Here is a 25,353-nt window from a genome sequence, read left to right as displayed (position 1 = left end):
GGCTCCCCCGCATGAGCGACCTTCCCCGCTTCCCGCCCGGCTTCGTCTTCGGCGCCGCGACCGCCTCGTACCAGATCGAGGGCGCGGCGCGGGAGGACGGCCGCGGCCCGTCGATCTGGGACACCTACAGCCACACCCCCGGTCTGACGGCGAACGGCGACACCGGTGACGTGGCCTGCGACCACTACCACCGCTACCGGGAGGACGTGGCGCTCCTGCGCGGCCTGGGCGTGGACTCGTACCGCTTCTCGGTCGCCTGGCCGCGCATCGTGCCCGAGGGCTCGGGCCCGGTGAACCCCAAGGGCCTCGACTTCTACTCCCGCCTGGTGGACGAACTGCTGGCGGCGGGCATCGAACCGGCCGCCACCCTTTACCACTGGGACCTGCCCCAGGCGCTGGAGGACCGGGGCGGCTGGCGGGTGCGGGAGACGGCGGAGCGGTTCGCGGAGTACACCGCGGTGGTCGCCGGGCACCTGGGCGACCGGGTGCCGCGCTGGATCACGCTCAACGAGCCGTGGTGCAGCTCCTTCCTCGGTTACTCGATCGGCCGGCACGCCCCCGGCGCCCAGGAGGGCCGGGGTGCGCTGGCCGCCGCCCACCACCTCCTGGTCGGCCACGGACTGGCCGTCGAGACCCTGCGTGCCGCCGGGGTGCGCGAGGTCGGCATCACGCTCAACCTGGACCGCAACCTGCCCGCCTCCGGCTCCCCCGCCGACCTGGCGGCGGTGCTCCGCGCGGACACGCAGCACAACCTGGTGTGGACCGAGCCGATCCTCGCGGGCCGCTACCCGGCCGCCGAGGAGGAGACCTGGGGCGAGCTGATCACCGGGGCGGACTTCCGGCGGGACGGCGACCTGGAGCTGATCTCCCGCCCGCTGGACTTCCTCGGCATCAACTACTACCGGCCGATCGTGGTCGCCGACTCCCCCCACCGCGAGAGCGACCCGGCGCTGCGCGTGGCGACGGACAACCGCTACGAGGAGGTACGGCTCCCCGGCGTGCGGCACACGGCGATGAACTGGCCGGTCGTCCCGGACAGCTTCACCGGGCTGCTGGTCGGGCTGAAGGAGCGGTACGGCGACGCTCTCCCGCCGGTCCACATCACGGAGAACGGCTCGGCGGAGGACGACACGGTCGCCGCCGACGGCGCGGTGCACGACACCGACCGGGTCGCCTATCTGCGCGACCACCTCACCGCGCTGCGGGCGGCGATCGACGCCGGGGTGGACGTGCGCGGGTACTACGTGTGGTCGCTGCTGGACAACTTCGAGTGGGCGCACGGCTACGACAAGCGCTTCGGCATCGTGCGGGTCGACTACGACACGCAGGAGCGGACGCCCAAGGACAGCTACCACTGGTACCGGAGGGTGATCGCCGCACACCGCGGGTGAGGCGGACAGGGAGGGGAGGGGAGGGAGGGGGACCGGCGGACAGCGGACGGGCGGCGGACGGGGACACGGCCTTGCCGCTCCCCCGGTCCCCCGCCTAGCCTGGTTTTGTGCCGCAAATAAACAAAACCCGATCGCACAGCGTCGTGCCGGGTCCCCGCGACGACCTCACCCGCCTCCGTACGGCCCTGACCGCCTTCTTCGCCCTCGACGGCTTCGTCTTCGCGGGCTGGGTCGTGCGGATCCCCGCCATCAAGGATCAGACCGGCGCGTCCACCGGCGCGCTCGGGATGGCGCTCCTCGGTGTCTCGGCCGGCGCCGTGATCACCATGACCCTCACCGGCCGGCTGTGCCGCCGCTACGGCAGCCATCCCGTCACCGTCGCCTGCGCGGTCCTGCTCTGCCTCAGCATCGCGCTGCCCCCGCTGACCCACTCCGCGCTCGCCCTCGGTACCGTCCTGCTGGTCTTCGGCAGCGCGTACGGCGGGATCAACGTCGCCTTCAACAGTGCCGCCGTCGACCTGGTGAGCGTGCTGCGGCGGCCGATCATGCCGAGCTTCCACGCCGCGTTCAGCCTCGGCGGCATGGCCGGCGCCGGGCTCGGCGGACTCGTCGCCGGGTCGCTGTCGCCCACCCGGCATCTGCTCGGCCTCACCGTGATCGGCCTGCTGGTCACCCTGGTCGCGGGCCGTGCCCTGCTGCGCTGCGAGCCCGCCGTCCCGCCCGGCCAGACGCCCCGCCAGGACGACGGCGCCCCGCGCCGGCTCGACGGCCGGACGCGTCGCCTGGTCCTCACCTTCGGCCTGATCGCGCTGTGCACGGCGTACGGCGAAGGGGCCATGGCCGACTGGGGCGCCCTGCATCTGGAACAGGACCTCGACGCCTCTCCGGGCCTGGCGGCGGCCGGGTACTCCTGCTTCGCGCTCGCCATGACCGTGGGCCGGCTGACCGGCACCACGCTGCTGGAGCGCCTCGGCCGGACGCCCACGCTGGTGGCCGGCGGCGTCCTCGCCGTGGCCGGGATGCTGCTCGGCTCGTTCGCGCCCTCCGTGTGGGCGGCGCTGTTCGGCTTCGCGGTCACCGGCCTCGGGCTCGCCAACCTCTTCCCCGTCGCGGTGGAACGGGCCGGCGGGCTGGGCGGCCCCGGTGGCGTGGCGACCGCGTCCACGCTGGGCTACGGCGGCATGCTGCTCGGGCCGCCCGCGATCGGCTTCATGGCCGACTGGTTCTCGCTGCCGGCGGCTCTCACCAGCGTCGCGGTACTGGCGGGCGTGGCGGTGCTCATCACGATCGGTACCCGGCGCGCGGCGGCCTCCCCCTGACCGCACGGCAGCCGCTACCGGCCTCCCCGGGAGCGCGCTTCGTCGTGCACACTCTCCGCCATGGAGATCACCGCGTTCGTCGAGACACTGGACCGGGAGGGCGGGCTGCTGGCGTCCGCCGCCGAGAAGGCGGGGGCCGGCGCCGACGTGCCGACCTGCCCCGGCTGGCAGGTGCGGGACCTGCTGCGGCACACCGGGATGGTGCACCGCTGGGCCACCGCGTTCGTCACCGAGGGCCACACGTCGTACCACCCCGACGGCGGCCTGCCCGACCTGGACGGCGACGAGCTCGTGGCCTGGTTCCGCGAGGGTCACGAGTCCCTCGTCGCCGCCCTCGCCACCGCACCTGCCGACGTGCGCTGCTGGCACTTCCTGCCGGCACCGTCGCCGCTGGCGTTCTGGGCCCGGCGGCAGGCGCACGAGACGACCGTGCACCGGCTCGACGCCGAGTCGGCCCGGGGCGGAGCCCCCTCCGGCATCCGCACGGACTTCGCCGTGGACGGCGTCGACGAGCTGCTGTGCGGCATGCACGCCCGTCCCAGGAGCGCCGTGCGCACCCAGGACCCCCGCACACTGCGGATACGGGCGACGGACGTCCCCGGTGCGGTGTGGACCGTACGGCTGTCGGCCGAGCCGCCCGTGACGGACCACACCGACGCCGGCACCGCAGACTGCGAACTGACCGGTCCCGCGGCGGCGTTGTACGCGGCGCTGTGGAACCGCCGGCCGTTCCCGGAGGTGGCCGGCGACCGATCCCTCGCCGAACTGTGGCGCGAGAAGTCGGCCGTCACCTGGAGCTGAGCGGCGCAGGCCCGCGCTTGCCGCGGCGGACGCGGGACCGCAGACTGCCGGCATGACCAGCAACGGGGGACGCCGCACGCAGGGCGAGCGTGATGCGATGACCGTCGAGATCGGATACGCGCTGTGCAGCGCGGCGTTCGCGGCGGCGGTACTGTTCGGGGCCCTGGCGGGGCCTGCCTGTGTCTTCGGGCTGCCGGCCGGGGTGCGGGGCGGACTGGTCGGCACGGCCACGGTGCTGGCCGTCGTGGTGTTCGTCGCCCGGGTGGTGAGCGTGCTGGTCCGGTTCGGACGCGGGGATCAGCCCAGCCACCCCGGCCGGACCAGCCCCGACTCGTAGGCCAGGACCACGAGTTGGGCGCGGTCCCGGGCGCCCAGCTTCACCATGGTGCGGCTCACGTGGGTCTTGGCCGTGAGAGGGCTGACGACCAGGCGGCGGGCGATCTCCTCGTTGGACAGGCCGATGCCGACCAGGGCCATCACCTCCCGTTCCCGCTCGGTGAGCCGGGACAGCTCTTCGGCGGCGGCCGGTTCCTTGGACCGCGCCGCGAACTCGGCGATCAGGCGGCGGGTCACCCCCGGTGAGAGCAGCGCGTCCCCGGCGACCACCGCCCGCACGGCGCGCAGCAGTTCGTCGGGCTCGGTGTCCTTGACCAGGAACCCGGAGGCGCCCGAGCGGATGGCCTCGAAGACGTACTCGTCCAGCTCGAAGGTGGTGAGCATGACCACCTTCACGTCCCTCAGCGCCTCCTCCCGGGTGACCCGGCGGGTGGCCGCCAGGCCGTCGAGGACGGGCATGCGGATGTCCATCAGGACGACGTCCGGGCGCAGTTCACGGATCGCGCGCACCGCCTCCTCGCCGTCGGCGGCCTCACCGGCCACCTCGATGTCCGGCTGGGCGTCCAGCAGGGCGCAAAAGCCCGCCCGGACCAGTGACTGGTCGTCGGCGAGCAGGACGCGGATCACCGGTCCTCCACCTCCTCCTCGGACTCCTCGGCGTGCCGCACGGTGAGCGGCAGGGACGCGAGCACCCGGAAGCCGCCGTCGGGGCGCGGGCCCGCCTCGATGGTGCCACCGAGTGCGGCCGCCCGCTCCCGCATCCCGGCCAGCCCGTTGCCGCTGCCGCCGGCGTCGGCGCCGGTCGCGGGCCCGTCGTCGTCGATGCGCAGCAGCAGCGCGCCGCCGTCCCGGGCGAGGCGGACACGAGCGCGGCGCGAGCCCGAGTGCCGGACGACGTTGGTGAGGGCCTCCTGGACGATCCGGAACGCGGCGAGGTCGGTGGCCGGCGGCAGGCGCGGCGGCTTCCCCTCGACCTCCACGGTGAGGCCCGCGCCCGCCGCCTGGTCCACCAGCTCCGGCAGCCGGTCCAGGCCGGGAGCCGGCGCGCGCGGCGCGTCCCCGGGCGCGCGGAGGGTGTGGAGGACCTGACGGACCTCGCCGAGCGCCTCCCTGCTCTGGTCCTTGATGGTGGTGAGCGCGGTACGGGCCTGCTCGGGGTCACTGTCCAGGAGGGCGAGACCGACGCCCGCCTGCACGTTGATGACGGAGATGCTGTGGGCGAGGACGTCGTGCAGTTCGCGGGCGATCCGCAGCCGCTCCTCGTCCGCGCGCCGCCTGGCGGCCTGGGCCCGTTCGGCCCGCTCCCGCGCCCACTGCTCGCGCCGGGTGCGGGCCAGCTCCGACAGGGCGACGATAGCCACCACCCAGGCGGCGATGACCAGCTCCTGCCCCCAGGGCTCGGCCGAGTCCCCGGACGGCGGGAGCCACCGGTAGAGCCAGTGGGCCAGCAGGACGTGCCCGGCCCACAGCGCGGCCATCGCGCTCCAGGCGGCCCGGCGGTGGCCGGCGACGACGGCGCTGAAGCAGGCCACGGCGACGGCGAGGAAGACCGGCCCGTACGGATATCCGGCGCCGAGGTAGGCCAGGGTGCCGGCGGCCGTGCCGCACACGACGGCCACGGGGTGGCGCCGGCGGGCCAGCAGGGCGAGGCAGGTGACGAGCAGCAGGGCGCGGCCCGCGGGGTCGAGCGCGGTCCGTTCGCCCTGCTGGGCGTGGGCGGCGAAGGTCGAGCCGCCCAGTACGAACGCCGTGATCAGCCCGGTGGAGAGCCAGGGCAGGCGGGGGTGGTGCGGCTCGTCGGTCCGGTGCCTGCGCCATGGGGGGCCGTCGTGCTGTCCGTCCATGCGGGCCACGCTAGACGTCGGGGGCGGTGGGGGGCGTCACCTGTGCGTGGTGGTGGCGCGTACTCCCGGGGGAGTACGGGCCGGGGGCGGCCCGGCGTTGGCGGGGTGCCCGGTGTGAGTGCCGGCCGGGACTCGCGGGGCCCGGCGCTGCGGGGTGCCGCTGCACCCAGCCGTCCCCCTGGGGCCCCAGGCCGTTCAGGCACTGGGGCAGGCACGACTGCCCGCAACTGAGACGGCACGGCATGGCCGCGCGGAGGTGCGGGGGCGCGGGGTCAGGAAGCCGGGTCGGCCTGGGCGGGTTCCGGGGAGCGGCGGTCGACCGCGGACAGGACGCGCTGGGCCAACGGGTGGTTGCGGACCAGTTCGCCCAGGGTCGTCGAGCCCTGGGTGATGTCGCGGAAGGCCTTCCAGGCGGGGCGGAAACCGGTCAGCGCCGCGTGGAAGAGACCCGGGCGGCGCTCGAAGATCGTCAGCATCCGCTTGCCGACGCTCATCTCGACGCCGAGCCCGGCCTTGACGGCGAACGCGTAGTTCAGGGCCTGCTTGCGGGCGTCCACCGCGTCGTGCGCCTCCGCGATGCGCACGGCCCACTCCCCCGCGAGCCGCCCCGAGCGCAGTGCGAACGAGATGCCCTCGCGGGTCCACGGCTCCAGGAGCCCCGCCGCGTCCCCGCACACCAGCACCCGGCCCCGGGACAGCGGCGAGTCGTCGGCACGGCAGCGGGTCAGGTGGCCGGAGGAGATGCTCGGTTCGAAGCCGGCGAGACCGAGCCGCCCGACGAAGTCCTCCAGGTACCGCTTGGTCGCCGCGCCCTCGCCGCGCGCCGAGATGACACCGACGGTCAGCGTGTCCCCCTTGGGGAAGACCCAGCCGTAACTGCCCGGCAGCGGCCCCCAGTCGATGAGGACCCGGCCCTTCCAGTCGTCGGCGACGGTCTCGGGCACCGGGACCTCCAGCTCCAGGCCGAGGTCGACCTGGTCGAGCTTCACCCCGACGTGCGCGCCTATCCGGCTGGCGCTGCCGTCCGCGCCGACGACGGCCCGGGCCAGCACCGTCTCGCCGCCCTGGAGGACGACGGCGACCGTGCGCCGGTCGGGCACCGCCGACCCGTGCTGCTCGACCCGGGTCACCGTCGCTCCGGTGCGCAGCTCGGCGCCCGCCTTCTGGGCGTGCTCGACGAGTTGCTGGTCGAACTCGGGCCGGTTGATCAGGCCGAACAGCATCTGCTTGGAGCGCCGGGTCCGGGTGAAACGGCCGTTGTGGGAGAACGTCACCGCGTGCACGCGGTCCCGGAAGGGCAGGTCGAATCCGGGGGGCAAGGTGTCGCGCGAGGGGCCGATGATGCCGCCGCCGCACGTCTTGTAGCGGGGCAGCTCCGCCTTCTCCAGCAGCAGGACGCGCCGCCCCGCGACCGCCGCCGCGTAGGCGGCCGAGGCCCCCGCCGGTCCCGCGCCCACCACGACGACGTCCCAGACCTGACGCGTGTCGTCCGCCGAAGAGTTCTCGCTGCTCACGATGGTCTACTGCTCCGATCAAACCGCATGCCGCACCTGACCCCCGCATCCTACGGCGGGCATCGCCGCAGGCCACTGTGGGAGGATCGGCGACGGACGCCTCCCGCACACCGGGAGGTGTCCGCACCCGCACGATCACCCGTACACGCGGTACGCGCGCGGGGCACTCGTCCGCAGCGCCCGCTCTCGTACCCGTCGGTACAACGTCGCACCCACAAGGAGCGTGCCCATGTCGTCGAATCCGGTCGCCGAGACCGTGTCGTCGCTGATGCCCAGGGCGAAGGAGGAGCTCGCCGCGCTGGTGGCCTTCAAGTCGGTGGCGGACTTCGACCAGTTCCCGCGCAGCGAGAGCGTGGGCGCCGCCAACTGGATAGCGGCCGCGCTGCGCGCCGAGGGCTTCGAGGACGTGGCCCTGCTGGACACGCCGGACGGCACCCAGTCGGTCTACGGCCACCTGCCCGGCCCCGAGGGCGCGAAGACGGTGCTGCTCTACGCGCACTACGACGTGCAGCCGCCGCTGGACGAGGCGGGCTGGGACACGCCGCCGTTCGAGCTGACCGAGCGCGACGGCCGCTGGTACGGGCGCGGTGCCGCCGACTGCAAGGGCGGTGTGCTGATGCACCTGCTCGCGCTGCGGGCGCTGAAGGCGAACGGCGGCGTGCCGGTGCACGTCAAGGTGATCGCCGAGGGCTCCGAGGAGCAGGGCACGGGCGGCCTCGAGCGGTACGCGGAGCAGCACCCGGAGCTGCTGGCGGCGGACACGATCGTCATCGGCGACGCGGGCAACTTCCGGGTCGGTCTGCCCACGGTCACCTCGACCCTGCGCGGCATGACGCTGGTGCGCGTGAAGGTCGACACGCTGGAGGGCAACCTGCACTCCGGCCAGTTCGGCGGCGCCGCCCCCGATGCGCTGGCCGCGCTGATCCGCGTCCTGGACTCGCTGCGCGCCGAGGACGGTTCGACGACCGTCGACGGTCTGGCGGCGGACAGCGCGTGGGAGGGGCTGGCGTACGACGAGGAGCAGTTCCGCCGGGACGCCCGGGTGCTGGACGGTGTGGAGCTGATCGGTTCCGGTTCGGTCGCCGACCGCATCTGGGCGCGCCCCGCGGTGACGGTGCTCGGCATCGACTGCCCGCCGGTGGTCGGGGCGACGCCGTCGGTGCAGGCGGGCGCCCGGGCGCTGGTGAGCCTGCGGGTGCCGCCGGGCGTGGACGCCGCGGAGGCCACCAAGCTGCTCCAGGCGCACCTGGAGACGCGCACGCCGTGGGGCGCGCGGGTGCAGGTCGAACAGATCGGCCAGGGCCAGGCGTTCCGCGCCGACACCACCAGCCCGGCGTACCAGGCGATGGCGGACGCGATGGCGGTGGCGTACCCGGGCCAGGAGATGCAGTACGCCGGCCAGGGCGGCTCCATCCCGCTGTGCAACACCCTCGCGTCGCTCTACCCGGAGGCGGAGATCCTGCTGATCGGCCTGAGCGAGCCGGAGGCGCAGATCCACGCCGTGAACGAGAGCGTGTCGCCCGAGGAGCTGGAGCGGCTGTCGGTGGCGGAGGCGCTGTTCCTGCGGAACTACGCGGGGAGCTGAGCGGCGCCCCGCCCCTGCGCGCTCCGCGGCCCGGCGGCGGCCCTCGTCACGGGACGCGGGCGTCGCCGGGCCGGTCCGAGACAGGTGTCCCGGGCGCTGACGCGAGGGGTCAGCCGACCGGTGTGCCCGCCTCCAGGTAGTGCGCGGCGCCGCGTTCCCGGGCCCTAAGGGCCCAGCGCAGGCGCTCGTAGCGGGCCGGGGGCAGCAGACCGGCGGCCTCGTCCTCGGTGGCGAAGCGCCAGTCGCGCAGCTCCGGTCCGGGCAGCAGGACCCGGCCGGCGTCCGCGGTGTCGAGCCGGCCGCCGTCGAAGAGCAGCCGCAGGCCGCCGTAGGCGGGAGGTGCCGGTGGTTCCCAGTCGACGACCAGCAGGGCCGGTACGTCGGTGAGGCTGAGCCCGGTCTCCTCGGCGACCTCGCGCATGCCGGCGCGGGCCGGCGCCTCGCCGGGTTCGACGACGCCGCCGGGGAACTCCCAGCCGGGCTTGTAGGTGGGGTCGACGAGCAGGACCCGGTCCTGCTCGTCGAAGAGCAGGACGCCGGCGGCGACGGTCTCGCCGGTGGGTTCCGGTGTCTGCACGATCTCGCAGGCCGGTACGGCACCCGTACCGACGGCCTCGGCGACCCGGGCGGCGGCCTCGTACGGCGTGAGGGCACCCGTGTCGACGGGGTGGGCGTCGGCGGTGAGCCAGGAGGCGAGGGCGGCGCGGTAGGGCTCGATGTGGTCGTGGCACCACTGCCGGACCCGCAGCTCGCCGTCCGGCGGGTCCTCCGGTGTCTCACGGCTCGCTATCCGCTCCCGCAGGATCGTTTCAGCCGGGGCCAGCAGGACGTGCCGGACCGCTATCCGGCGGGCGGCGAGACCGCCGAAGATCTCGTCGCGGTACTCCTGGCGCAGCAGGGTCATGGGGACCACGAGGGTCCCGCCGAGTTCGGCGAGCATCGCGGCCGCGGTGTCGATCACCAGGCGCCGCCAGATCGGCAGGTCCTGGAAGTCGCCTGCCTCGGCGAGGCGCTTGGGCGGCAGCAGGTGCGCGAGTGCCGCGCCGATGACCTCGGGATCGAAGAGCGTGCTGTTCGGGATCAGTTCGATCAGTTCCCGTGCGGTGGTGGTCTTCCCCGCACCGAACGCGCCGTTGATCCAGACGACGGTCACAGGTCCCCCTCTTGTCTTGGCCCCCTGTGGCTTGCCCGCTTCACCCTGCCACGGAAACCAGGCCCAGTTGAGGGCGTACGACGGCGGCGCCGGTGCCCACCGGACGTGGGGCACCGGCGCCGCACGGGGCGCGTGGGGCGGGTCAGCCGCCCAGTACCGAGCCGCCCTGATCCAGGGACAGTCCCTCGGCGGTGACGGCGTGTTCGACGGTGCCGAGCGTGTCGTCCACGTCGACCTGGTGGAGCGGGAGGTCCTGCGGGGCGGCGTGGGACGGGCTGACGGCGGCGACGACGAACCCGGTGGCCAGGGAGGCGATGGCGAGCATGCTGCGCTTCTTCATGCCTGCTTCAACTGCGTGACCGGCCCGGGGTCACGGCCGGTGCCCGTACGGCCCACAAGTGCGATCGAATCACCATCACCCACCCTCTTCCAACAAAGCACGACACGTCCTAACGTAAACGCTCAACGATGACGTGCACATGCCGCAGGGTGACCGGGCTCCGAGGGAGGCCGTGTCCCCCCGCGCCCGTGGCGCGTTCACCCGTCGTTCCATCTGCCGCGGATTCGGAGGAACGTAATGAAACGTCACCTTTCCCCCCGCCCGACCCGCAGACCCCTGGCCGGGGCACTCGTCGCCGCTCTGCTGTGCGCGGCGGGACTCGCCGCCCCCGCGGCCGCCGCCGGGCCGGCCGCCCGGGCCCAGCCCGCACCCGCCCCCGGCGACGGCCTCGCCCTCACCCCGCCCATGGGCTTCAACAACTGGAACTCCACGCACTGTCGCGCCGAGTTCAACGAGGCGATGGTCAAGGGCATCGCGGACATCTTCGTCGAGAAGGGTCTCAAGGACGCCGGGTACGAGTACGTGAACCTCGACGACTGCTGGGCGCTCCCGCAGCGGGGCGCCGACGGCAAGCTGGTGCCGGACCCGGCGCGCTTCCCGAACGGCATCGCCGCGGTCGCCGACTACGTGCACGCCAAGGGGCTCAAGCTCGGGATCTACACCAGCGCGGGCACGAAGACGTGCGACAGCACCGGGATGCCCGGCGCGCTGGGCCACGAGTACAGCGACGCGCAGCAGTTCGCCGACTGGGGCGTGGACTACCTCAAGTACGACAACTGCAACAACCAGGGCCTGGACGCCGTGCAGCGGTACACCACCATGCGCGACGCCCTGAGGGCCACCGGCCGGCCCATCGTCTACAGCATCTGCGAATGGGGCGAGAACAAGCCCTGGGAGTGGGCGGGCGGTCTCGGCCATCTGTGGCGGACCACCGGGGACATCCGTGACAACTGGGTCTCGATGCTGTCGATCATGAAGGAGAACCTCCCGCTCGCCCCGTACGCCGGCCCGGGCAACTGGAACGACCCGGACATGCTGGAGGTCGGCAACGGCGGCATGACCGCCACCGAGTACCGCACCCACTTCTCGATGTGGTCGATCATGGCGGCGCCGCTCCTCATCGGCACCGACCTGCGCCAAGCGTCCGACGAGACCCTGGAGATCCTCGGCAACCGGGAGGTCATCGCGGTCGACCAGGATCCGCTGGGCAAGCAGGGCACCGTGATCTCCTCCGAGGGCGGCCGCTGGGTCGTCGCCAAGGAGATGCGGGACGGCAGCCGGGCGGTGGCGCTGTTCAACGAGTCCGACACCCCGCAGCGCATCACCACCGACGCGAAGGCCGTCGGTCTCCCGGACGCCCCCGCCTACACCCTGCGCGACCTGTGGCAGCACCGGAGCTCCCACACCGCGGGCACCCTGTCGGCGACCGTCCCCGCACACGGCACCGTGCTGCTGCGGGTCCGCACCGACCACCGCTGGGCCCAGCACCCGCCCGCCGTCGAACTCGACCTGGAGGGCGGCACCTTGGTGGAGTCGGGCACGCCGGCCGCGCTGACCACGACGGCCACCGACCTCGGCCGCACCCCGGCACACCGGGTGTCCGTGGCCGTGCGCGGCCCCGAGGGCTGGCGGGTGCGGGCCACCTCGCCCACGAGCGCCGCCGTCCTCCCGGCCGGCCGCTCGCTGCGCACCACGTGGACCCTCACCGCCCCCGAGGGCACGCCCCCGGGTTCCTACGACCTCACCGTCGAGGTGAGTCACCGCGCGTCGAACGGCGCGCGCGTCGGGACGGTCCTGCCGGTGACCACGTCCGTGGTGGTACCGCCGCCCGCCGGGACCTCCGGGCTCGGCGACCTGCCATGGCTGTCGGCCGTCAACGGCTGGGGCCCGGTCGAGCGCAACACCAGCAACGGGGAGAGCGCGGCGGGCGACGGCAACCCGATCACCATCGGCGGCGTGGTGTACAACTCCGGGCTCGGGGTGCACGCGTCGAGCAGCGTCGCGTACTACACCGGGCGGGCCTGCGAGAAGGTCACCGCCGAGGTGGGCGTGGACGACGAGAAGGGCGCCAAGGGGACCGTCGCCTTCCAGATCTGGGCGGACGGCACCGAGGTGGCCTCGACCGGGGTCCTCACGAACGCGATGCCGGCCCAGCCGGTCACGGCGGACGTGACCGGCGCCCAGGTGATCCGGCTGGTCGTCACCAACGGCGGCGACAACACCGACTCGGACCACGCCGACTGGGCGCGGGCCGAGCTGACCTGCTGACCCTCGGCCGTCCCCGTCAGACCCCCGCCGTGGTCACGCCCGCCGTCCTGGTGAGCGCGGCCGCGGCGGCCCCGACCAGTCCCGCGTCCGTGCCCATGCGGGCGGGCACGACCGCGAGGCGCTGCACGAAGGACAGCGTCGCGTAGTCGGCCAGGGCCCGGCGCAGCGGCCCGAAGAGCACCTCGCCCGCCTTGCCCACTCCCCCGCCGACCACGGCGATGTCGATCTCGACGAGGGTCGCGGTGGCGGCGATGCCCGCGGCCAGCGCCTGCGCCGCGCGTTCGAAGGAGGCCACGGCGACCGGGTCGCCCCGCCGGGCGGCGGCGGCCACAGCGGCGGCCGAGGCGTCACCGTCCGGGCCCGGCCGCCAGCCGTCGGCGAGCGCGCGCCGCGCGATGTTGGGGCCGCTCGCCACCCGCTCGACACAGCCGCGCGAGCCGCACGGGCACAGGTCGCCGTCCAGGTCCACGCTGATGTGACCGATGTGGCCGGCGTTGCCGGTCGGGCCGGGGTGGAGCGCGCCGTTCAGGACGAGGCCGCCGCCGACGCCCGTCGAGACGACCATGCACAGCGCGTTGTCGTGCCCGCGGGCCGCGCCCTGCCAGTGTTCGGCCGCCGTGATCGCCACCCCGTCGCCGATCAGCTCGACGGGCAGGCCGCCGGCGGCGGCGCGGACGCGCGGGACGAGGGGGAAGTCGCGCCAGCCGGGCACGTTGACCGGGCTGACCGTGCCCGCGGATGCGTCCACGGGTCCGGCGCTGCCGATACCGACGGCCGTGGCCCGCCCCCACAACGGCGACGCGGTGAGCTCCGCGAGGACCGCGTCCACGGCCCCCATCACTGTCTCGCCGTCCTGCTGGGCCGGCGTCGCGCGCTGCGCACGGGCCTGGATCCGGCCGTGGCCGTCCACCAGCGCGCCGGCGATCTTGGTGCCGCCGATGTCCAGCGCTGCCACGAGGTCGGTGTGCATCAGAGTCGGATCTCCCCGTCAACCGAAAGAAATGGAGGAACACGAGCGGGAGCAGCAGGCCGGCCGCGCGATGGGGGCGCACGCGCCGGAGAGTGCGATGGACAGTGTCCCCCGCATCTGACAACGTTGTCCAGGCTCTATGCTCGACGCCACATCCTCATACAAGCGCATGAGCGCCGCACCCCCCGTGACAGGAGCCGACGCAAACCCGTGGACGACAGGACTGGACACCGCACCGTGCCCGACACGCCCCGCCGCGCAGACGGGCTTCGCGGGAACCGCTACGGCAACCGCCCCACCATGAAGGACGTCGCCGCCCGCGCGGGCGTCGGGCTGAAGACCGTCTCCCGGGTGGTCAACGGGGAACCGGGCGTCACCCCCGAGACCGAACGGCGCGTGCAGGAGGCCATCGACGCGCTCGGTTTCCGCCGCAACGACAGCGCACGGGTACTCCGCAAGGGCCGTACGGCGAGCATCGGGCTGGTGCTGGAGGACCTCGCGGACCCGTTCTACGGGCCGTTGAGCCGTGCGGTGGAGGAGGTGGCCCGCGCCCACGGGGCCCTGCTGATCAACGGCTCCAGCGCGGAGGACCCGGACCGGGAGCAGGAGCTGGTGCTGGCGCTGTGCGCGCGGCGTGTGGACGGACTGCTGGTGATTCCGGCCGGGGACGACCACCGGTATCTTGAGCCCGAGCTCAAGGCGGGTGTCGCCACGGTGTTCGTGGACCGTCCGGCGGGGCGGATCGACGCGGACGTGGTGGTGTCCGACAACTTCGGCGGCGCCCGGGACGGTGTGGCCCATCTGATCGCGCACGGGCACCGCAGGATCGGCTTCATCGGCGACATGCCCCGCATCCACACCGCCGCCGAGCGGCTGCGCGGCTACCGGGCCGCCATGGAGGACGCGGGCATACCGGTGCAGGACTCCTGGATGTCGCTGGGCGTCACCGACCCGGAGCGGGTGCGCCGGGCCGCCGAGGAGATGCTCGCCGGACCCGAGCCGGTGACCGCGATCTTCACGGGCAACAACCGGGTGACGGTCACCGTGATCCGTGTCCTCGCCGAGCACACCCGGCCCGTCGCCCTCGTCGGCTTCGACGACATCGAGCTGGCCGACCTGCTGCGGCCGGGCGTCACCGTGGTCGCGCAGGACGCGGCAGCCCTCGGCCGTAAGGCGGCCGAGCGGCTCTTCGGTCAGCTGGACGGCACGCTCCTCGTACCCGAGCGCATCGAACTGCCGACCCGGCTGGTCACCCGCGGCTCGGGCGAGCTGGCGCCGGCGGACTGAGCGGCCCGTGGACGACATGGCGGGCGCGGAGGGCGCCGGGGCGGGAGACCGGGCGGACGCACCGCGCCCGTGGACCGCCGGGGCACGGGCAGGGGAAGAAGCGGGAGCCGCCGGGGGGCGGGCAGGAAGCGCCGGGACGGCGGAGGACGCCACGGCGGAGCAGGCGGGGGCCTTCGCCGCGGACCGGGGCCGTCCGGACGGCCGTGCGCCGGCCGACGGGGACGCGGCGGACCGGACGCTCGCGGCGCTCGGGCTGGCCGAGGCGCCGCGGGAGCATCCGCTGCTGTACCCGGGGGCGTGGCCGCGGGAGTCCGGTCTGCTCGACGGCGACCGGCTGCTGCCGCTGGAGCTGCCGGTGCCCGAGGACCGCGTCCCGGTGCTGGCGATCGGCTCGAACGCCAGCCCGGGCCAGCTGCGGCACAAGATGGCCGAGTTCGGGATCGCGTCGCCGGTCCCGATGCTCAAGGTCCGCACCACCGGCGTGGACATCGGCGTCTCCGCCCATGTGAGCCGCATGGGCTACGTGTCCGCGTCGCCGGTCCGCTCCCCCGGCGTCGTACGGGAGCTGTTCGTGCTCTGGCTGGACGCCGAGCAGCTCGCCGTGATCGACGCGAGCGAGGGCGTTCCGATGACGGCCGGCAACTTCGACCGCGCCTGGCTGCCGTCGCCCGACGTCCGGGTGGAGCCGGGCGACGGCACGGTGCTGGGCGGCGTGTACGCCTACGTCAACCGGCACGGGGTCCTGCACGACGGCGCCGGGGCGCCCCGCCGGCATCCCGGTGAGCAGCGCCCCCTGCTGACGGAACTGCTGCGCGGATCGGCCCGGCTGCGGGAGCTGTTCGGGACGACGCCCGAGGAGTTCTGCGCGCGGGCGCGGGCCGACCGGCGTCTGTGCGAACGGGGGACGCGGCTGTTCGCCGAGGAGGGGCGGGTGACGGCGTCCGGGCTGGAGCGCTATGTGGTCCCGGGCCGGTCGGACGGGCCGCCGCCCGGGACCCCGCCGCCTACTGCGCCGATGCCGTGAGGTCGCCGCGCCGGGGGGACGAGAAGCCCTCCAGGTCGGCGCGGGTCAGACCGGTCAGCCGGGCGACCTCGCCGGTGTCGAGGGCGCCGCAGTCCAGGCCGCGCAGCAGATAGCCGCTGAGGGCCTTGGCGGTGGCGGGCTCGTCCATGACGTCGCCGCCGGTCTGGTTCGCGTAGCGGGCGAGACGGGCGGCGGCCTGCTCGAAGCCCTCGCGGTAGAAGGCGAAGACAGCCGCGTAGCGGGTGGGGATGTGGCCGGGGTGCATGTCCCAGCCCTGGTAGTAGGCGCGGGCCAGGGCGCGGCGGGTGAGGCCGAAGTGCAGGCGCCAGGCGTCGTGGACCTTGTCGGTGGTGCCGACGGGCAGGACGTTGGTGGAGCCGTCCGAGACGCGTACGCCGGTGCCGGCGGCGGCGACCTGCATGACCGCCTTGGCGTGGTCGGCGGCCGGGTGGTCGCTGGCCTGGTAGGCGGCGGAGACGCCGAGGCAGGCGCTGTAGTCGAAGGTGCCGTAGTGCAGGCCGGTGGCGCGGCCCTCGGCGGCCTGGATCATGCGGGCGACGGTGGCGGTGCCGTCGGCGGCCAGGATGGACTGGCTGGTCTCGATCTGGATCTCGAAACCGATCCGGCCGGGCTCCAGGCCGCGGGCCTTCTCGAAGGCCTCCAGGAGCCGCACCATGGCGGTGACCTGCTCGGGGTACGTCACCTTCGGCAGGGTGAGGACGAGCCCGTCGGGCAGGCCGCCGGCCTCCATCAGACCGCTGAGGAAGACGTCGAGCGTCCGGATGCCCCGGGCGCGCACGGGGGCCTCCATGCACTTCATGCGGATGCCCATGTAGGGGGCCGCCGTGCCCTGGTCGTAGGCCTCGGCGACGAGCCGGGCGGCGCGGGCGGCGGCCTCGTCCTCCTCGGCGTCGGACCGGTTGCCGTAGCCGTCCTCGAAGTCGATGCGCAGGTCCTCGATCGGCTCCCGCTCCAGCTTGGCGCGCACCCGGGAGTACACCGGCTCGGCGAGTTCGTCGGACAGGCCGAGAACGGCGGCGAAGGACGCGGCGTCGGGGGCGTGCTCGTCGAGCGCGGCGAGCGCCCGGTCGCCCCAGGAGCGGATCGTGTCGGCGGCGAAGGCGTCACCGGGCACGTAGACGGTGTGGACGGGCTGCCGGGTGCCCGGGTCCCCGGGGTAGCGGCGCTCCAGCTCCGCGTCGACCGGTGCGAGGGAGGCACTGATCTCCTCGCCGACGGCGCCCGCGAGACTCGTTGCCACCTTCTCCTGCTGACCCATCCCACACTCTCCTATTTTCCGCTGAACGGAATCAATAATCCGTAGAGCGAAGTTATCTGTCGCCTCTGCCCCGGTCAACCGCCCCCCGGCCCCGCCCCGGTGGCCCCCACCATCCTGCGCACACGACGAGGCCCCCGCGACCAGGACGGTCGCGGGGGCCTCGGCCGGCTGCGGCGGGACGCTCAGCCCTTGCGGGACTTCACTTCCTCGGTGAGCTGCGGGACGACGTCGAAGAGGTCGCCGACCACGCCGTAGTCGACCAGGTCGAAGATCGGGGCCTCGGCGTCCTTGTTGACCGCCACGATCGTCTTCGAGGTCTGCATGCCCGCGCGGTGCTGGATCGCGCCGGAGATGCCGTTGGCGATGTACAGCTGCGGCGACACGGACTTGCCGGTCTGGCCGACCTGGTTGGTGTGCGGGTACCAGCCCGCGTCCACCGCGGCGCGCGAGGCGCCGACGGCCGCACCGAGCGAGTCGGCGAGCGCCTCGATGATCGCGAAGTTCTCCGCGCCGTTGACGCCACGGCCACCGGAGACCACGATCGCGGCCTCGGTCAGCTCCGGACGGCCGGTCGACTCGCGCGGCGTGCGCGAGGTGACCTTGGTGCCGGTCGCGGCGTCGGAGAAGGTGACCGACAGGGCCTCGACCGCACCGGCGGCCGGGGCCGCCTCGACGGCCGCGCTGTTCGGCTTGACCGTGATGACCGGGGTGCCCTTGGAGACACGGGACTTGGTGGTGAACGCCGCGGCGAACACCGACTGGGTCGCCACCGGACCCTCGTCGCCGGCCTCCAGGTCGACGGCGTCGGTGATGATGCCGGAGCCCAGACGCAGCGCCAGACGGGCGGCGATCTCCTTGCCCTCGGCGGAGGACGGCACCAGCACGGCGGCCGGGGAGACGGCGGCGACGGCGGCCTGGAGGGCGTCGACCTTCGGTACGACCAGGTAGTCGGCGTACTCGGCGGCCTCGTGGGTGAGGACCTTCACCGCGCCGTGCTCGGCGAGGGCGGCGGCGGTGTCACCGGCACCGTTGCCGAGCGCGACGGCGACGGGCTCGCCGATACGGCGGGCGAGGGTCAGCAGCTCCAGGGTGGGCTTGCGGACGGCGCCGTCCACGTGGTCGACGTAGACGAGAACTTCAGCCATGGGACTTCTTCTCTCCTGCTTGCGAGATATGAGGGGCGGTCGGCGAATCCGGGGCTCAGATGAACTTCTGGCCCGCGAGGAACTCGGCGAGCTGCTTGCCGCCCTCGCCCTCGTCCTTGACGATGGTGCCCGCGGTGCGCGCCGGACGCTCGGCGGCCGACTCCACGACCGTGTAGGCGTTCTCGAGACCGACCTCGTCCTCGTCGACGTCGAGGTCGGACAGGTCCCAGGACTCCACCGGCTTCTTCTTGGCCGCCATGATGCCCTTGAAGGACGGGTAACGCGCCTCGCCCGACTGGTCGGTGACCGACACGACCGCCGGCAGCGACGCCTCGAGCTGCTCCGTGGCCGAGTCGCCGTCACGACGGCCCTTGACGGTGCCGCCCTCGACCGACACCTCGGACAGCAGCGTCACCTGCGGCACACCCAGACGCTCGGCGACCAGCGCGGGGACGACGCCCATGGTGCCGTCGGTGGAGGCCATGCCGGAGATCACCAGGTCGTAGCCGGCCTTCTCGATCGCCTTGGCCAGCACCAGGGAGGTGCCGATGGCGTCGGTGCCGTGCAGGTCGTCGTCCTCGACGTGGATCGCCTTGTCCGCGCCCATGGACAGCGCCTTGCGCAGCGCGTCCTTCGCGTCCTCGGGACCCACCGTCAGGACGGTGATCTCCACGTCGTCGTCCGAGTTCTCCGAGATCTGCAGCGCCTGCTCGACCGCGTACTCGTCCAGCTCGGAGAGCAGACCGTCGACATCGTCACGGTCGACGGTCAGGTCATCGGCGAAGTGCCGGTCGCCAGTGGCGTCGGGCACGTACTTCACAGTGACAACGATCCTCAAGCTCACGCCGGCTCTCCTACTGCATCGTCATTTCAGTGCTGCCTGCTTGCAGGCAGCATAGGCGCCTCAAGCGGCCGTTTCCGGTCGGGGCGACCCACGCTTCCGTCCGGAACGTTACTCGTCAGTACACCCAGTTCTTTCCCGCTAAGCAAGCGCTTTGAACTGTGACCTTCGCAACGCAGCGTAACCGGAACTCGACCGTTCCGCAGAAGGAGGCGGAGGCAGACGGAGAGGGCTCGCGGATCCCGCGGAGGCTCAGTCGCGCAGGCCCGTGAAGCGCCCCTCGTGATACAGCAGCGGGCTGCCCGCGCCCGCCGGCTCGCCGCGCAGGACCTCGGCGAGCACGATGCGGTGATCCCCGGCGGGGACCCGGCCCACGACCCGGCACACGAGCCAGGCGAGCACGCCGTCCAGCACGGGGACGCCCTCGGGGCCCTCGCGCCAGGCGGTGGGCGCGCCGAAGCGGTCGGCGCCGCTGCGGGCGAAGGTGGCGGCCAGCTCCCGCTGGTGCTCGCCGAGCAGATGGACGCCGACGTACTCGGCCCCGGACACCGTGGGCCAGCTGGAGGAACCCGTGCCGATACCGAAGGAGAGCAGCGGCGGCTCGGCGGAGACGGAGGTGAGGGAGGTGGCCGTGAAGCCGACCGGCCCCGCGTCACCGCACGCGGTGATCACCGACACTCCCGCCGCGTGCCGCCGGAAGACGGAGCGCAGGAGGTCACCGCCGCCGGTGTCGGTCCGGGGCGCGGCGAGGTCGGGTGTGGCCGGCATGCGGGCTGTCCTTCCACCGTGCGCCTCGGCCCGGGGAGCGGGGAGCGAGGGCATACGGGCAGGCTGACGATGGGTGGCACACACAGTCAAATACTTCCCGAATCCGGAAGCTGTGGAGAAGGCCTCACCGCCGGCGTGGTGATGATCACACCGCCTCCCCCAGGGCGGCGATCACGTCCGCCTTGCGCGGCAGGCCGGCGGCCCGCCGTACGACGCGGCCGTCGGCGTCCAGGACCAGCACGGTCGGGGTCTTCAGCACGTCCAGCGCGCGGACGAGTTCCAGCCGCGCCTCGGCGTCCAGTTCGACGTGGGCGACACCGGGGACCATCCCGGCCACCTCGCCGAGCACCCGCCGGGTCGCCCGGCAGGGGGCGCAGAAGGCGCTGGAGAACTGCACGAGCGTGGCGCGCGCACCCAGTTCGGCCCCCAGGTCGGCAGCGTCCAGGCGCAGACCGTCGCGCCGCTCGCCCTCGTTCAGCCCGCGCACTCGCACGTCTCCCGCTCCGCCGCCTTCGCGGCCTTTCGTGGGCACGCCACGCGGCGCCCCGGTCCGGTCGTCCTCAGGTCCAGCGCTCGTCCGGGGGCGAAGATTCCCGGTCCACCGTCGTCTTTCGGCCAGATGGCGGCCGACGACGTGATGAGGATCTCGCCCACTCCGGGCACCAGGGCTGGTTCCCGGGCCGTTCTTGGGGCACGATCTCGACAAGCCGTAAACCTACGGCTGCGTAACTTTCGACTGGGAGACCCCTTCCCAGGCAGACAAGGAAGGGCCCGACCCGCCCATGGCAGAACTCGTCTACCGCCCGGTCATCGGTCTCGCCCGCACCATGTTCAAGGTGTGGGACCTCAAGATCGACTGCCGTGGGTCGGAGAACATCCCGCGCTCGGGCGGCGCCGTGCTGGTGAGCAACCACATCAGCTACCTGGACTTCATCTTCAACGGCCTGGCGGCGCTGCCGCAGAAGCGGCTGGTCCGCTTCATGGCGAAGGAGTCGGTCTTCCGGCACCGGATCTCCGGTCCGCTGATGCGCGGGATGAAGCACATCCCGGTGGACCGCAAGCAGGGCGAGGCGGCGTACGCGCACGCGTTGGACTCGCTGCGGTCCGGCGAGATCATCGGGGTCTTCCCGGAGGCGACGATCTCCGAGTCGTTCACGCTCAAGAGCTTCAAGTCGGGCGCCGCGCGCCTGGCCCAGGAGGCGGGCGTCCCGCTCGTGCCCATGGCCGTGTGGGGCACGCAGCGGCTGTGGACGAAGGGCCACCCCCGCAACTTCAAGCGCAGCCACACCCCGGTCACCATCCGGGTCGGCGAGGCGATGGAAGCCTCCCGCGAGCAGTACGCGGGCGCGATCACCCGCCGCCTGCGCGAGCGCGTCCAGGAGCTCCTGGAGGCCGCCCAGCGCGCCTACCCGGTACGCCCCAAGGGCGCCGACGACACCTGGTGGATGCCGGCCCACCTCGGCGGCACCGCGCCGACGCCCGAGCAGCTGCGCACGGCCGAGGCCCACTGACCCCGGCGCGTCCCCCTCGGCACACTCACAGGGTGGCGGGAAGTGTCGCCCAGAGGTGTGCGCGGTCGGTGGCCGCCCGCAGAGCGCCCAGCACGGTTGGGTGCGGGGCCGCGTACAGCTCGGGGCAGTCCTCCTCGCCCGCCTCCCGGTCGGGCACGAAGGCCAGTTGCTCCCGCCCCAGCGCGAACTGAGCGTTCACACCGGGCTTGTTGCCGCGCGGGTCCTGGCGGTGCCAGGCCCCGTTGAACCGTACGGCGACCAGTCCGTGCACCACGTCGAAGCGCTGATAGCACAGGGCGGTCGGGATGTCCTCCGCGCGCAGCAGCGCGGCGAGCGCGTGGGCCTTGGCGTAACAGATGCCGGTGCGCTGCTCCAGGACGTCCGAGGCGCGCCAGGTGACCCGCGGATCGCCGGCGTCCTGCGAGTGCGGGATCGTGTCGCGCACGAACTCGAACGCCAGCCGCGCATAGGCATACGAGTCCTCCGCCTCCTTCGCGAGGCGCCCGGCCACCTCCCGTACATACGGGTGTTCATGGTCGATGACCTCGTCGGCGGCCAAGTAGGCGGACAGGTCCGGGTTCTGCTGGATCAGCTCCATGACGCCAGAGCATAGGAATACGATCACCCGCCAGTCAATGACTTTTCAGATGAACGTATACCTATGCATCCGTGGCGTCTCCTAGCGCGCCATCTCCTCCTTGAGCGCGGCGACGAACGCGTCGACGTCGTCCTCGGCGGTGTCGAAGGCGCACATCCAGCGCACGTCGCCGGCGGCCTCGTCCCAGAAGTAGAAGCGGAACCGCTTCTGCAGGCGCTCGCTCACCTCGTGCGGCAGCCGGGCGAAGACGGCGTTGGCCTGCACGGGGTAGAGGATCTCCACGCCGTGCACGGCGCGTACGCCCTCGGCCAGGCGCTGGGCCATCTCGTTGGCGTGCCGGGCGTTGCGCAGCCACAGGTCCTTGGCGAGCAGGGCCTCGAGCTGGACCGAGACGAAGCGCATCTTCGAGGAGAGCTGCATCGACAGCTTGCGCAGGTGCTTCATGTGACGCACGGCGTCCTGGTTGAGGACCACGACCGCCTCGCCGAACAGCGCACCGTTCTTGGTGCCGCCCAGTGAGAGGAGGTCCACGCCGACCGCATTGGTGAACGTCCGCATCGGGACGTCCAGGGAGGCGGCGGCGTTGGCTATCCGGGAGCCGTCCAGGTGCACCTTCATGCCGTGCGCGTGGGCGTGCTCGCAGATGGCCCGGATCTCGTCCGGCGTGTAGAGCGTGCCGAGTTCGGTGCTCTGGGTGATCGAGACGACCTGCGGCATCGCGCGGTGCTCGTCGTCCCAGCCGTACGCCTGCCGGTCGATCAGTTCGGGGGTCAATTTGCCGTCGGGTGTCGGTACGGTGAGCAGTTTCAGCCCGCCGACCCGCTCCGGCGCCCCGCACTCGTCGACGTTGATGTGCGCGCTCTCGGCGCAGATCACCGCGCCCCAGCGGTCGGTGACCGCCTGGAGCGCGACGACGTTGGCGCCGGTGCCGTTGAAGACCGGGAAGGCCTCGGCCGTCGGCCCGAAGTGGCTGCGGATCACCTGCTGGAGGTTCGCCGTGTAGTCGTCCTCGCCGTACGCGACCTGGTGCCCTCCGTTGGCCAGGGCCAGGGCGGCGAGCACCTCCGGGTGGGCGCCGGCGTAGTTGTCGCTGGCGAATCCGCGGACCTCGGGGTCGTGGTGGCGACGCGCGTCGGTCTTCGGTGGGTTCACGGCTTCTCGGTCAGCCACAGACGGTTTCCGTTCACTTCCGCGGCGGGCTTCTCCCAGACTCCGGCGACCGCCTCGGCCAGGTCCTTGACGTCCGTGAAGCCCGCGAACTTCGCGTTGGGGCGCTCGGCGCGCATCGCGTCGTGCACCAACGCCTTGACCACCAGGATCGCAGCCGCCGACGTCGGCCCCTGCTCGCCCCCCGCCTTGCGGAAGTAGTCCGCCATGGCCAGCGTCCACGCCTCGGCGGCGGCCTTGCCGGCCGCGTAGGCGGCGTTGCCCGCCGTGGGCCTGGTCGCACCGGACGCGCTGATCAGCACGTAGCGGCCCCGGTCGCTGCGCTGGAGGGCCTCGTGGAAGGCGAGGCTGGTGTGCTGCACGGTGCGCACCAGCAGCAGTTCCAGGAAGTCCCAGTCGTCCAGGCTCGTCTTGGTGAAGGTCTGGCTGCCGCGCCAGCCGCCGACCAGGTGGACCAGGCCGTCGACCCGGCCGAACTCGTTCTCCGTGCGCTCGGCCCAGGCCCGGGTGGACTCGAGGTCGAGCAGGTCGACCGTCTCACCGGTGACGGTGGCGCCGCCGTGCGCGTAGCGCGCGGCGTCCACCGCCTCCGCCAGCCGCTCCGGGTCGTTGTCGGCGCCGACGACCGTCGCGCCCGCCTCCGCGAGCCGCAGCAGTGCGGCGCGGCCGGCGGGTCCGCCCGCTCCGGCCACCGCGATCACCGCACCCTCGAGCGTCCCGTTCCCCATGGTCCTCGCCTCCCGGGCCTGTGCCTGCCGAGCCTGTCCCCGCACCCGCGTGCCGTCGCTCACGCGGCGGCCCGCTCGGCGCCGTCCCTGGTGATGCCCCGCGTCGAGGCGATCACGCTCTTGAGTTTCTTGGACAGCGCCTCGTAGAACATGCTCAGCGGAAACTCGTCCGGAAGCACGTCATCGACGAGCTTGCGCGGCGGCAGGGTCAGGTCCAGGGCGTCGGGGCCCTTGGCCCACTTCGAGCCCGGGTGCGGGGCGAGGTAGGTGGAGACCAGCTCGTACCCGGCGAACCAGTGCACGATCTTCGGGCGGTCGATGCCGTCGCGGTAGAGCGTCTCGATGTCGGCGCACAGCTGGTTGGTGACCTGCGGGGCGCGCTGCCAGTCGATGAACAGCTTGTTGTCCGTCCAGCGGACCACGTCGTGCTTGTGCAGGTAGGCGAAGAGGAGCTGGCCGCCGAGCCCGTCGTAGTTGCGCACGCGCTCGCCGGTGACCGGGAAGCGGAACATGCGGTCGAAGAGCACCGCGTACTGCACGTCACGGGCCTGCGGAACGCCGTCGGCCTCCAGCTTCACGGCCTCCTTGAAGGCGGTGAGGTCGCAGCGGAGCTCCTCCAGGCCGTACATCCAGAACGGCTGTCGCTGCTTGATCATGAAGGGGTCGAAGGGCAGGTCGCCGTGGCTGTGGGTGCGGTCGTGGACCATGTCCCACAGGACGAACGCCTCTTCGCAGCGCTTCTGGTCGTGGACCATCGCGGCGATGTCCTCGGGCAGGTCGAGGCCGAGGATGTCGACGGCGGCCTCGGTGACGCGGCGGAAGCGGGCGGCCTCGCGGTCGCAGAAGATGCCGCCCCAGGAGAAGCGCTCGGGCGCCTCGCGCACGGCGATGGTCTCCGGGAAGAGGACGGCCGAGTTGGTGTCGTAGCCGGCCGTGAAGTCCTCGAAGGTGATGCCGCAGAAGAGCGGGTTGTCGTAGCGGGTGCGCTCCAGCTCGGCCAGCCAGTCGGGCCAGACCATGCGCAGCACGACCGCTTCGAGGTTGCGGTCGGGGTTGCCGTTCTGCGTGTACATCGGGAAGACGACCAGGTGCTGGAGGCCGTCCGCGCGGTCGGCGGCGGGCTGGAAGGCTAGCAGCGAGTCGAGGAAGTCGGGCACCTGGAAGCCGCCGTCGGCCCAGCGGCCGAGGTCCTTCACCAGCGCCTCGTGGTACGCGCGGTCGTGCGGCAGCAGGGGGGACAGCTCACGGACGGCCTCGGCGACACGGTTCACCGCCTCCTCGGCGGCGGCGCGCTCCGGGGCGCCCTCGGCGTCGAAGTCGATCGACCCGTCCTTGGACTGCCATGGCCGGATCCGCTCCACGGCATCCTTGAGCACGGGCCACGCCGGGTGCTCGATCACCCTGCTCGCCGGAGGAACCTTCTCCTCCGCACCCACCTGCACAAGAATTTCCGTCATGTCCCATCCTCCACGCGAGAAGCTTGC

General features: G+C 73.0%; 24 protein-coding genes. 9 read left to right on the top strand and 15 right to left on the bottom strand.

The window, feature by feature from the left end; genetic code table 11:
* Window positions 1–11 precede the first annotated feature (11 nt).
* From AB0E77_RS19085 to AB0E77_RS19070, 4 genes are all read left to right on the top strand, one after another.
* Window positions 12–1,391 (top strand): GH1 family beta-glucosidase, encoded by a 1,380-nt coding sequence (locus AB0E77_RS19085; protein ID WP_361571941.1) that lies wholly within the window; start codon window positions 12–14, stop codon window positions 1,389–1,391.
* Window positions 1,392–1,534: 143 nt separating this feature from the next.
* Complete coding sequence (locus AB0E77_RS19080) at window positions 1,535–2,710, top strand: MFS transporter (RefSeq protein WP_361571938.1); 1,176 nt, start codon at window positions 1,535–1,537, stop codon at window positions 2,708–2,710.
* A 60-nt stretch (window positions 2,711–2,770) separates the two neighbouring features.
* Window positions 2,771–3,511: a maleylpyruvate isomerase family mycothiol-dependent enzyme gene (locus AB0E77_RS19075; RefSeq protein ID WP_361571935.1), complete on the top strand. Its 741-nt coding sequence runs from the start codon at window positions 2,771–2,773 to the stop codon at window positions 3,509–3,511.
* A 52-nt stretch (window positions 3,512–3,563) separates the two neighbouring features.
* A complete protein-coding gene (locus tag AB0E77_RS19070) occupies window positions 3,564–3,848 on the top strand; it encodes a DUF6332 family protein (protein WP_361571933.1) in 285 nt (94 codons plus the stop codon).
* On the opposite strand, the gene AB0E77_RS19065 is transcribed toward AB0E77_RS19070, so the two are convergent.
* From AB0E77_RS19065 to AB0E77_RS19055, 3 genes are all read right to left on the bottom strand, one after another.
* Window positions 3,809–4,474: a response regulator transcription factor gene (locus AB0E77_RS19065; protein WP_361571931.1), complete on the bottom strand. Its 666-nt coding sequence runs from the start codon at window positions 4,472–4,474 to the stop codon at window positions 3,809–3,811. The genes AB0E77_RS19070 and AB0E77_RS19065 overlap by 40 nt on opposite strands.
* Window positions 4,471–5,691 (bottom strand): histidine kinase, encoded by a 1,221-nt coding sequence (locus tag AB0E77_RS19060; protein WP_361571928.1) that lies wholly within the window; start codon window positions 5,689–5,691, stop codon window positions 4,471–4,473. The genes AB0E77_RS19065 and AB0E77_RS19060 overlap by 4 nt, the downstream gene beginning before the upstream one ends.
* Window positions 5,692–5,963: 272 nt before the next feature.
* The gene (locus AB0E77_RS19055) at window positions 5,964–7,205 is read right to left on the bottom strand and encodes a geranylgeranyl reductase family protein (RefSeq protein WP_361571925.1); all 1,242 of its coding nucleotides are present in this window, start codon (window positions 7,203–7,205) and stop codon (window positions 5,964–5,966) included.
* Between the two features lie 229 nt (window positions 7,206–7,434).
* On the opposite strand from AB0E77_RS19055, the gene AB0E77_RS19050 reads away from it, so the two are divergent.
* Window positions 7,435–8,790, top strand: a complete 1,356-nt coding sequence (locus AB0E77_RS19050) for a dipeptidase (RefSeq protein WP_361571922.1) — start codon at window positions 7,435–7,437, stop codon at window positions 8,788–8,790.
* Between the two features lie 109 nt (window positions 8,791–8,899).
* On the opposite strand, the gene AB0E77_RS19045 is transcribed toward AB0E77_RS19050, so the two are convergent.
* Together AB0E77_RS19045 and AB0E77_RS19040 are read right to left on the bottom strand one after the other, a co-directional pair.
* Complete coding sequence (locus AB0E77_RS19045; protein ID WP_361571919.1) at window positions 8,900–9,943, bottom strand: NUDIX domain-containing protein; 1,044 nt, start codon at window positions 9,941–9,943, stop codon at window positions 8,900–8,902.
* Window positions 9,944–10,085: 142 nt separating this feature from the next.
* Window positions 10,086–10,283: a hypothetical protein gene (locus tag AB0E77_RS19040; RefSeq protein ID WP_361571916.1), complete on the bottom strand. Its 198-nt coding sequence runs from the start codon at window positions 10,281–10,283 to the stop codon at window positions 10,086–10,088.
* A gap of 237 nt (window positions 10,284–10,520) precedes the next feature.
* Between AB0E77_RS19040 and AB0E77_RS19035 the strand changes: the two genes are divergently transcribed.
* Window positions 10,521–12,551, top strand: coding sequence for an NPCBM/NEW2 domain-containing protein (locus AB0E77_RS19035; protein ID WP_361571913.1), 2,031 nt, complete (start codon window positions 10,521–10,523; stop codon window positions 12,549–12,551).
* A 16-nt stretch (window positions 12,552–12,567) separates the two neighbouring features.
* Here the strand turns inward: AB0E77_RS19035 and AB0E77_RS19030 are convergent, their stop codons facing one another.
* The gene (locus tag AB0E77_RS19030; RefSeq protein WP_361571911.1) at window positions 12,568–13,521 is read right to left on the bottom strand and encodes an ROK family protein; all 954 of its coding nucleotides are present in this window, start codon (window positions 13,519–13,521) and stop codon (window positions 12,568–12,570) included.
* Window positions 13,522–13,731: 210 nt separating this feature from the next.
* Here AB0E77_RS19030 and AB0E77_RS19025 point away from each other — a divergent pair, with 210 nt between their 5' ends.
* Window positions 13,732–14,808 (top strand): LacI family DNA-binding transcriptional regulator, encoded by a 1,077-nt coding sequence (locus AB0E77_RS19025; protein ID WP_361571908.1) that lies wholly within the window; start codon window positions 13,732–13,734, stop codon window positions 14,806–14,808.
* Window positions 14,809–15,061: 253 nt separating this feature from the next.
* Window positions 15,062–15,832 (top strand): hypothetical protein, encoded by a 771-nt coding sequence (locus AB0E77_RS19020; RefSeq protein ID WP_361572141.1) that lies wholly within the window; start codon window positions 15,062–15,064, stop codon window positions 15,830–15,832.
* Here the strand turns inward: AB0E77_RS19020 and AB0E77_RS19015 are convergent.
* The 5 genes from AB0E77_RS19015 to AB0E77_RS18995 form a co-directional block, all read right to left on the bottom strand.
* Window positions 15,813–17,111, bottom strand: a complete 1,299-nt coding sequence (locus tag AB0E77_RS19015) for an aldolase/citrate lyase family protein (RefSeq protein ID WP_361571905.1) — start codon at window positions 17,109–17,111, stop codon at window positions 15,813–15,815. The genes AB0E77_RS19020 and AB0E77_RS19015 overlap by 20 nt on opposite strands.
* A 182-nt stretch (window positions 17,112–17,293) precedes the next feature.
* Window positions 17,294–18,256, bottom strand: coding sequence for an electron transfer flavoprotein subunit alpha/FixB family protein (locus AB0E77_RS19010; protein WP_361571902.1), 963 nt, complete (start codon window positions 18,254–18,256; stop codon window positions 17,294–17,296).
* 55 nt (window positions 18,257–18,311) lie between these two features.
* Entirely contained in the window at window positions 18,312–19,100 is a 789-nt protein-coding gene (locus AB0E77_RS19005; RefSeq protein ID WP_361571899.1) for an electron transfer flavoprotein subunit beta/FixA family protein, read from the bottom strand.
* A 249-nt stretch (window positions 19,101–19,349) separates the two neighbouring features.
* Window positions 19,350–19,865: a flavin reductase family protein gene (locus AB0E77_RS19000; RefSeq protein ID WP_361571896.1), complete on the bottom strand. Its 516-nt coding sequence runs from the start codon at window positions 19,863–19,865 to the stop codon at window positions 19,350–19,352.
* A 145-nt stretch (window positions 19,866–20,010) separates the two neighbouring features.
* Window positions 20,011–20,397 (bottom strand): thioredoxin family protein, encoded by a 387-nt coding sequence (locus AB0E77_RS18995; protein ID WP_361571894.1) that lies wholly within the window; start codon window positions 20,395–20,397, stop codon window positions 20,011–20,013.
* Window positions 20,398–20,647: 250 nt separating this feature from the next.
* Between AB0E77_RS18995 and AB0E77_RS18990 the strand changes: the two genes are divergently transcribed.
* Complete coding sequence (locus AB0E77_RS18990) at window positions 20,648–21,376, top strand: lysophospholipid acyltransferase family protein (RefSeq protein WP_361571891.1); 729 nt, start codon at window positions 20,648–20,650, stop codon at window positions 21,374–21,376.
* 25 nt (window positions 21,377–21,401) lie between these two features.
* On the opposite strand, the gene AB0E77_RS18985 is transcribed toward AB0E77_RS18990, so the two are convergent.
* The 4 genes from AB0E77_RS18985 to AB0E77_RS18970 all read right to left on the bottom strand — a co-directional run bounded on the left by AB0E77_RS18985 (window position 21,402) and on the right by AB0E77_RS18970 (window position 25,326).
* Window positions 21,402–21,974, bottom strand: a complete 573-nt coding sequence (locus AB0E77_RS18985; RefSeq protein ID WP_361571888.1) for a transglutaminase domain-containing protein — start codon at window positions 21,972–21,974, stop codon at window positions 21,402–21,404.
* 81 nt (window positions 21,975–22,055) lie between these two features.
* Window positions 22,056–23,126: a low specificity L-threonine aldolase gene (locus tag AB0E77_RS18980; protein WP_361571885.1), complete on the bottom strand. Its 1,071-nt coding sequence runs from the start codon at window positions 23,124–23,126 to the stop codon at window positions 22,056–22,058.
* Window positions 23,123–23,869 (bottom strand): SDR family NAD(P)-dependent oxidoreductase, encoded by a 747-nt coding sequence (locus tag AB0E77_RS18975; RefSeq protein WP_361571882.1) that lies wholly within the window; start codon window positions 23,867–23,869, stop codon window positions 23,123–23,125. Before AB0E77_RS18975 ends, AB0E77_RS18980 begins: the two co-directional genes overlap by 4 nt.
* Before the next feature lie 59 nt (window positions 23,870–23,928).
* A complete protein-coding gene (locus AB0E77_RS18970; protein WP_361571880.1) occupies window positions 23,929–25,326 on the bottom strand; it encodes a DUF6421 family protein in 1,398 nt (465 codons plus the stop codon).
* Between the last annotated feature and the right edge of the window lie 27 nt (window positions 25,327–25,353).

It is taken from the genome of Streptomyces sp. NPDC032940, assembly GCF_040636935.1.
Classification (GTDB): domain Bacteria; phylum Actinomycetota; class Actinomycetes; order Streptomycetales; family Streptomycetaceae; genus Streptomyces.
The sequence above is the reverse complement of the archived record's forward strand: the minus strand, read 5'-3'. Positions and strand labels throughout refer to the sequence as shown.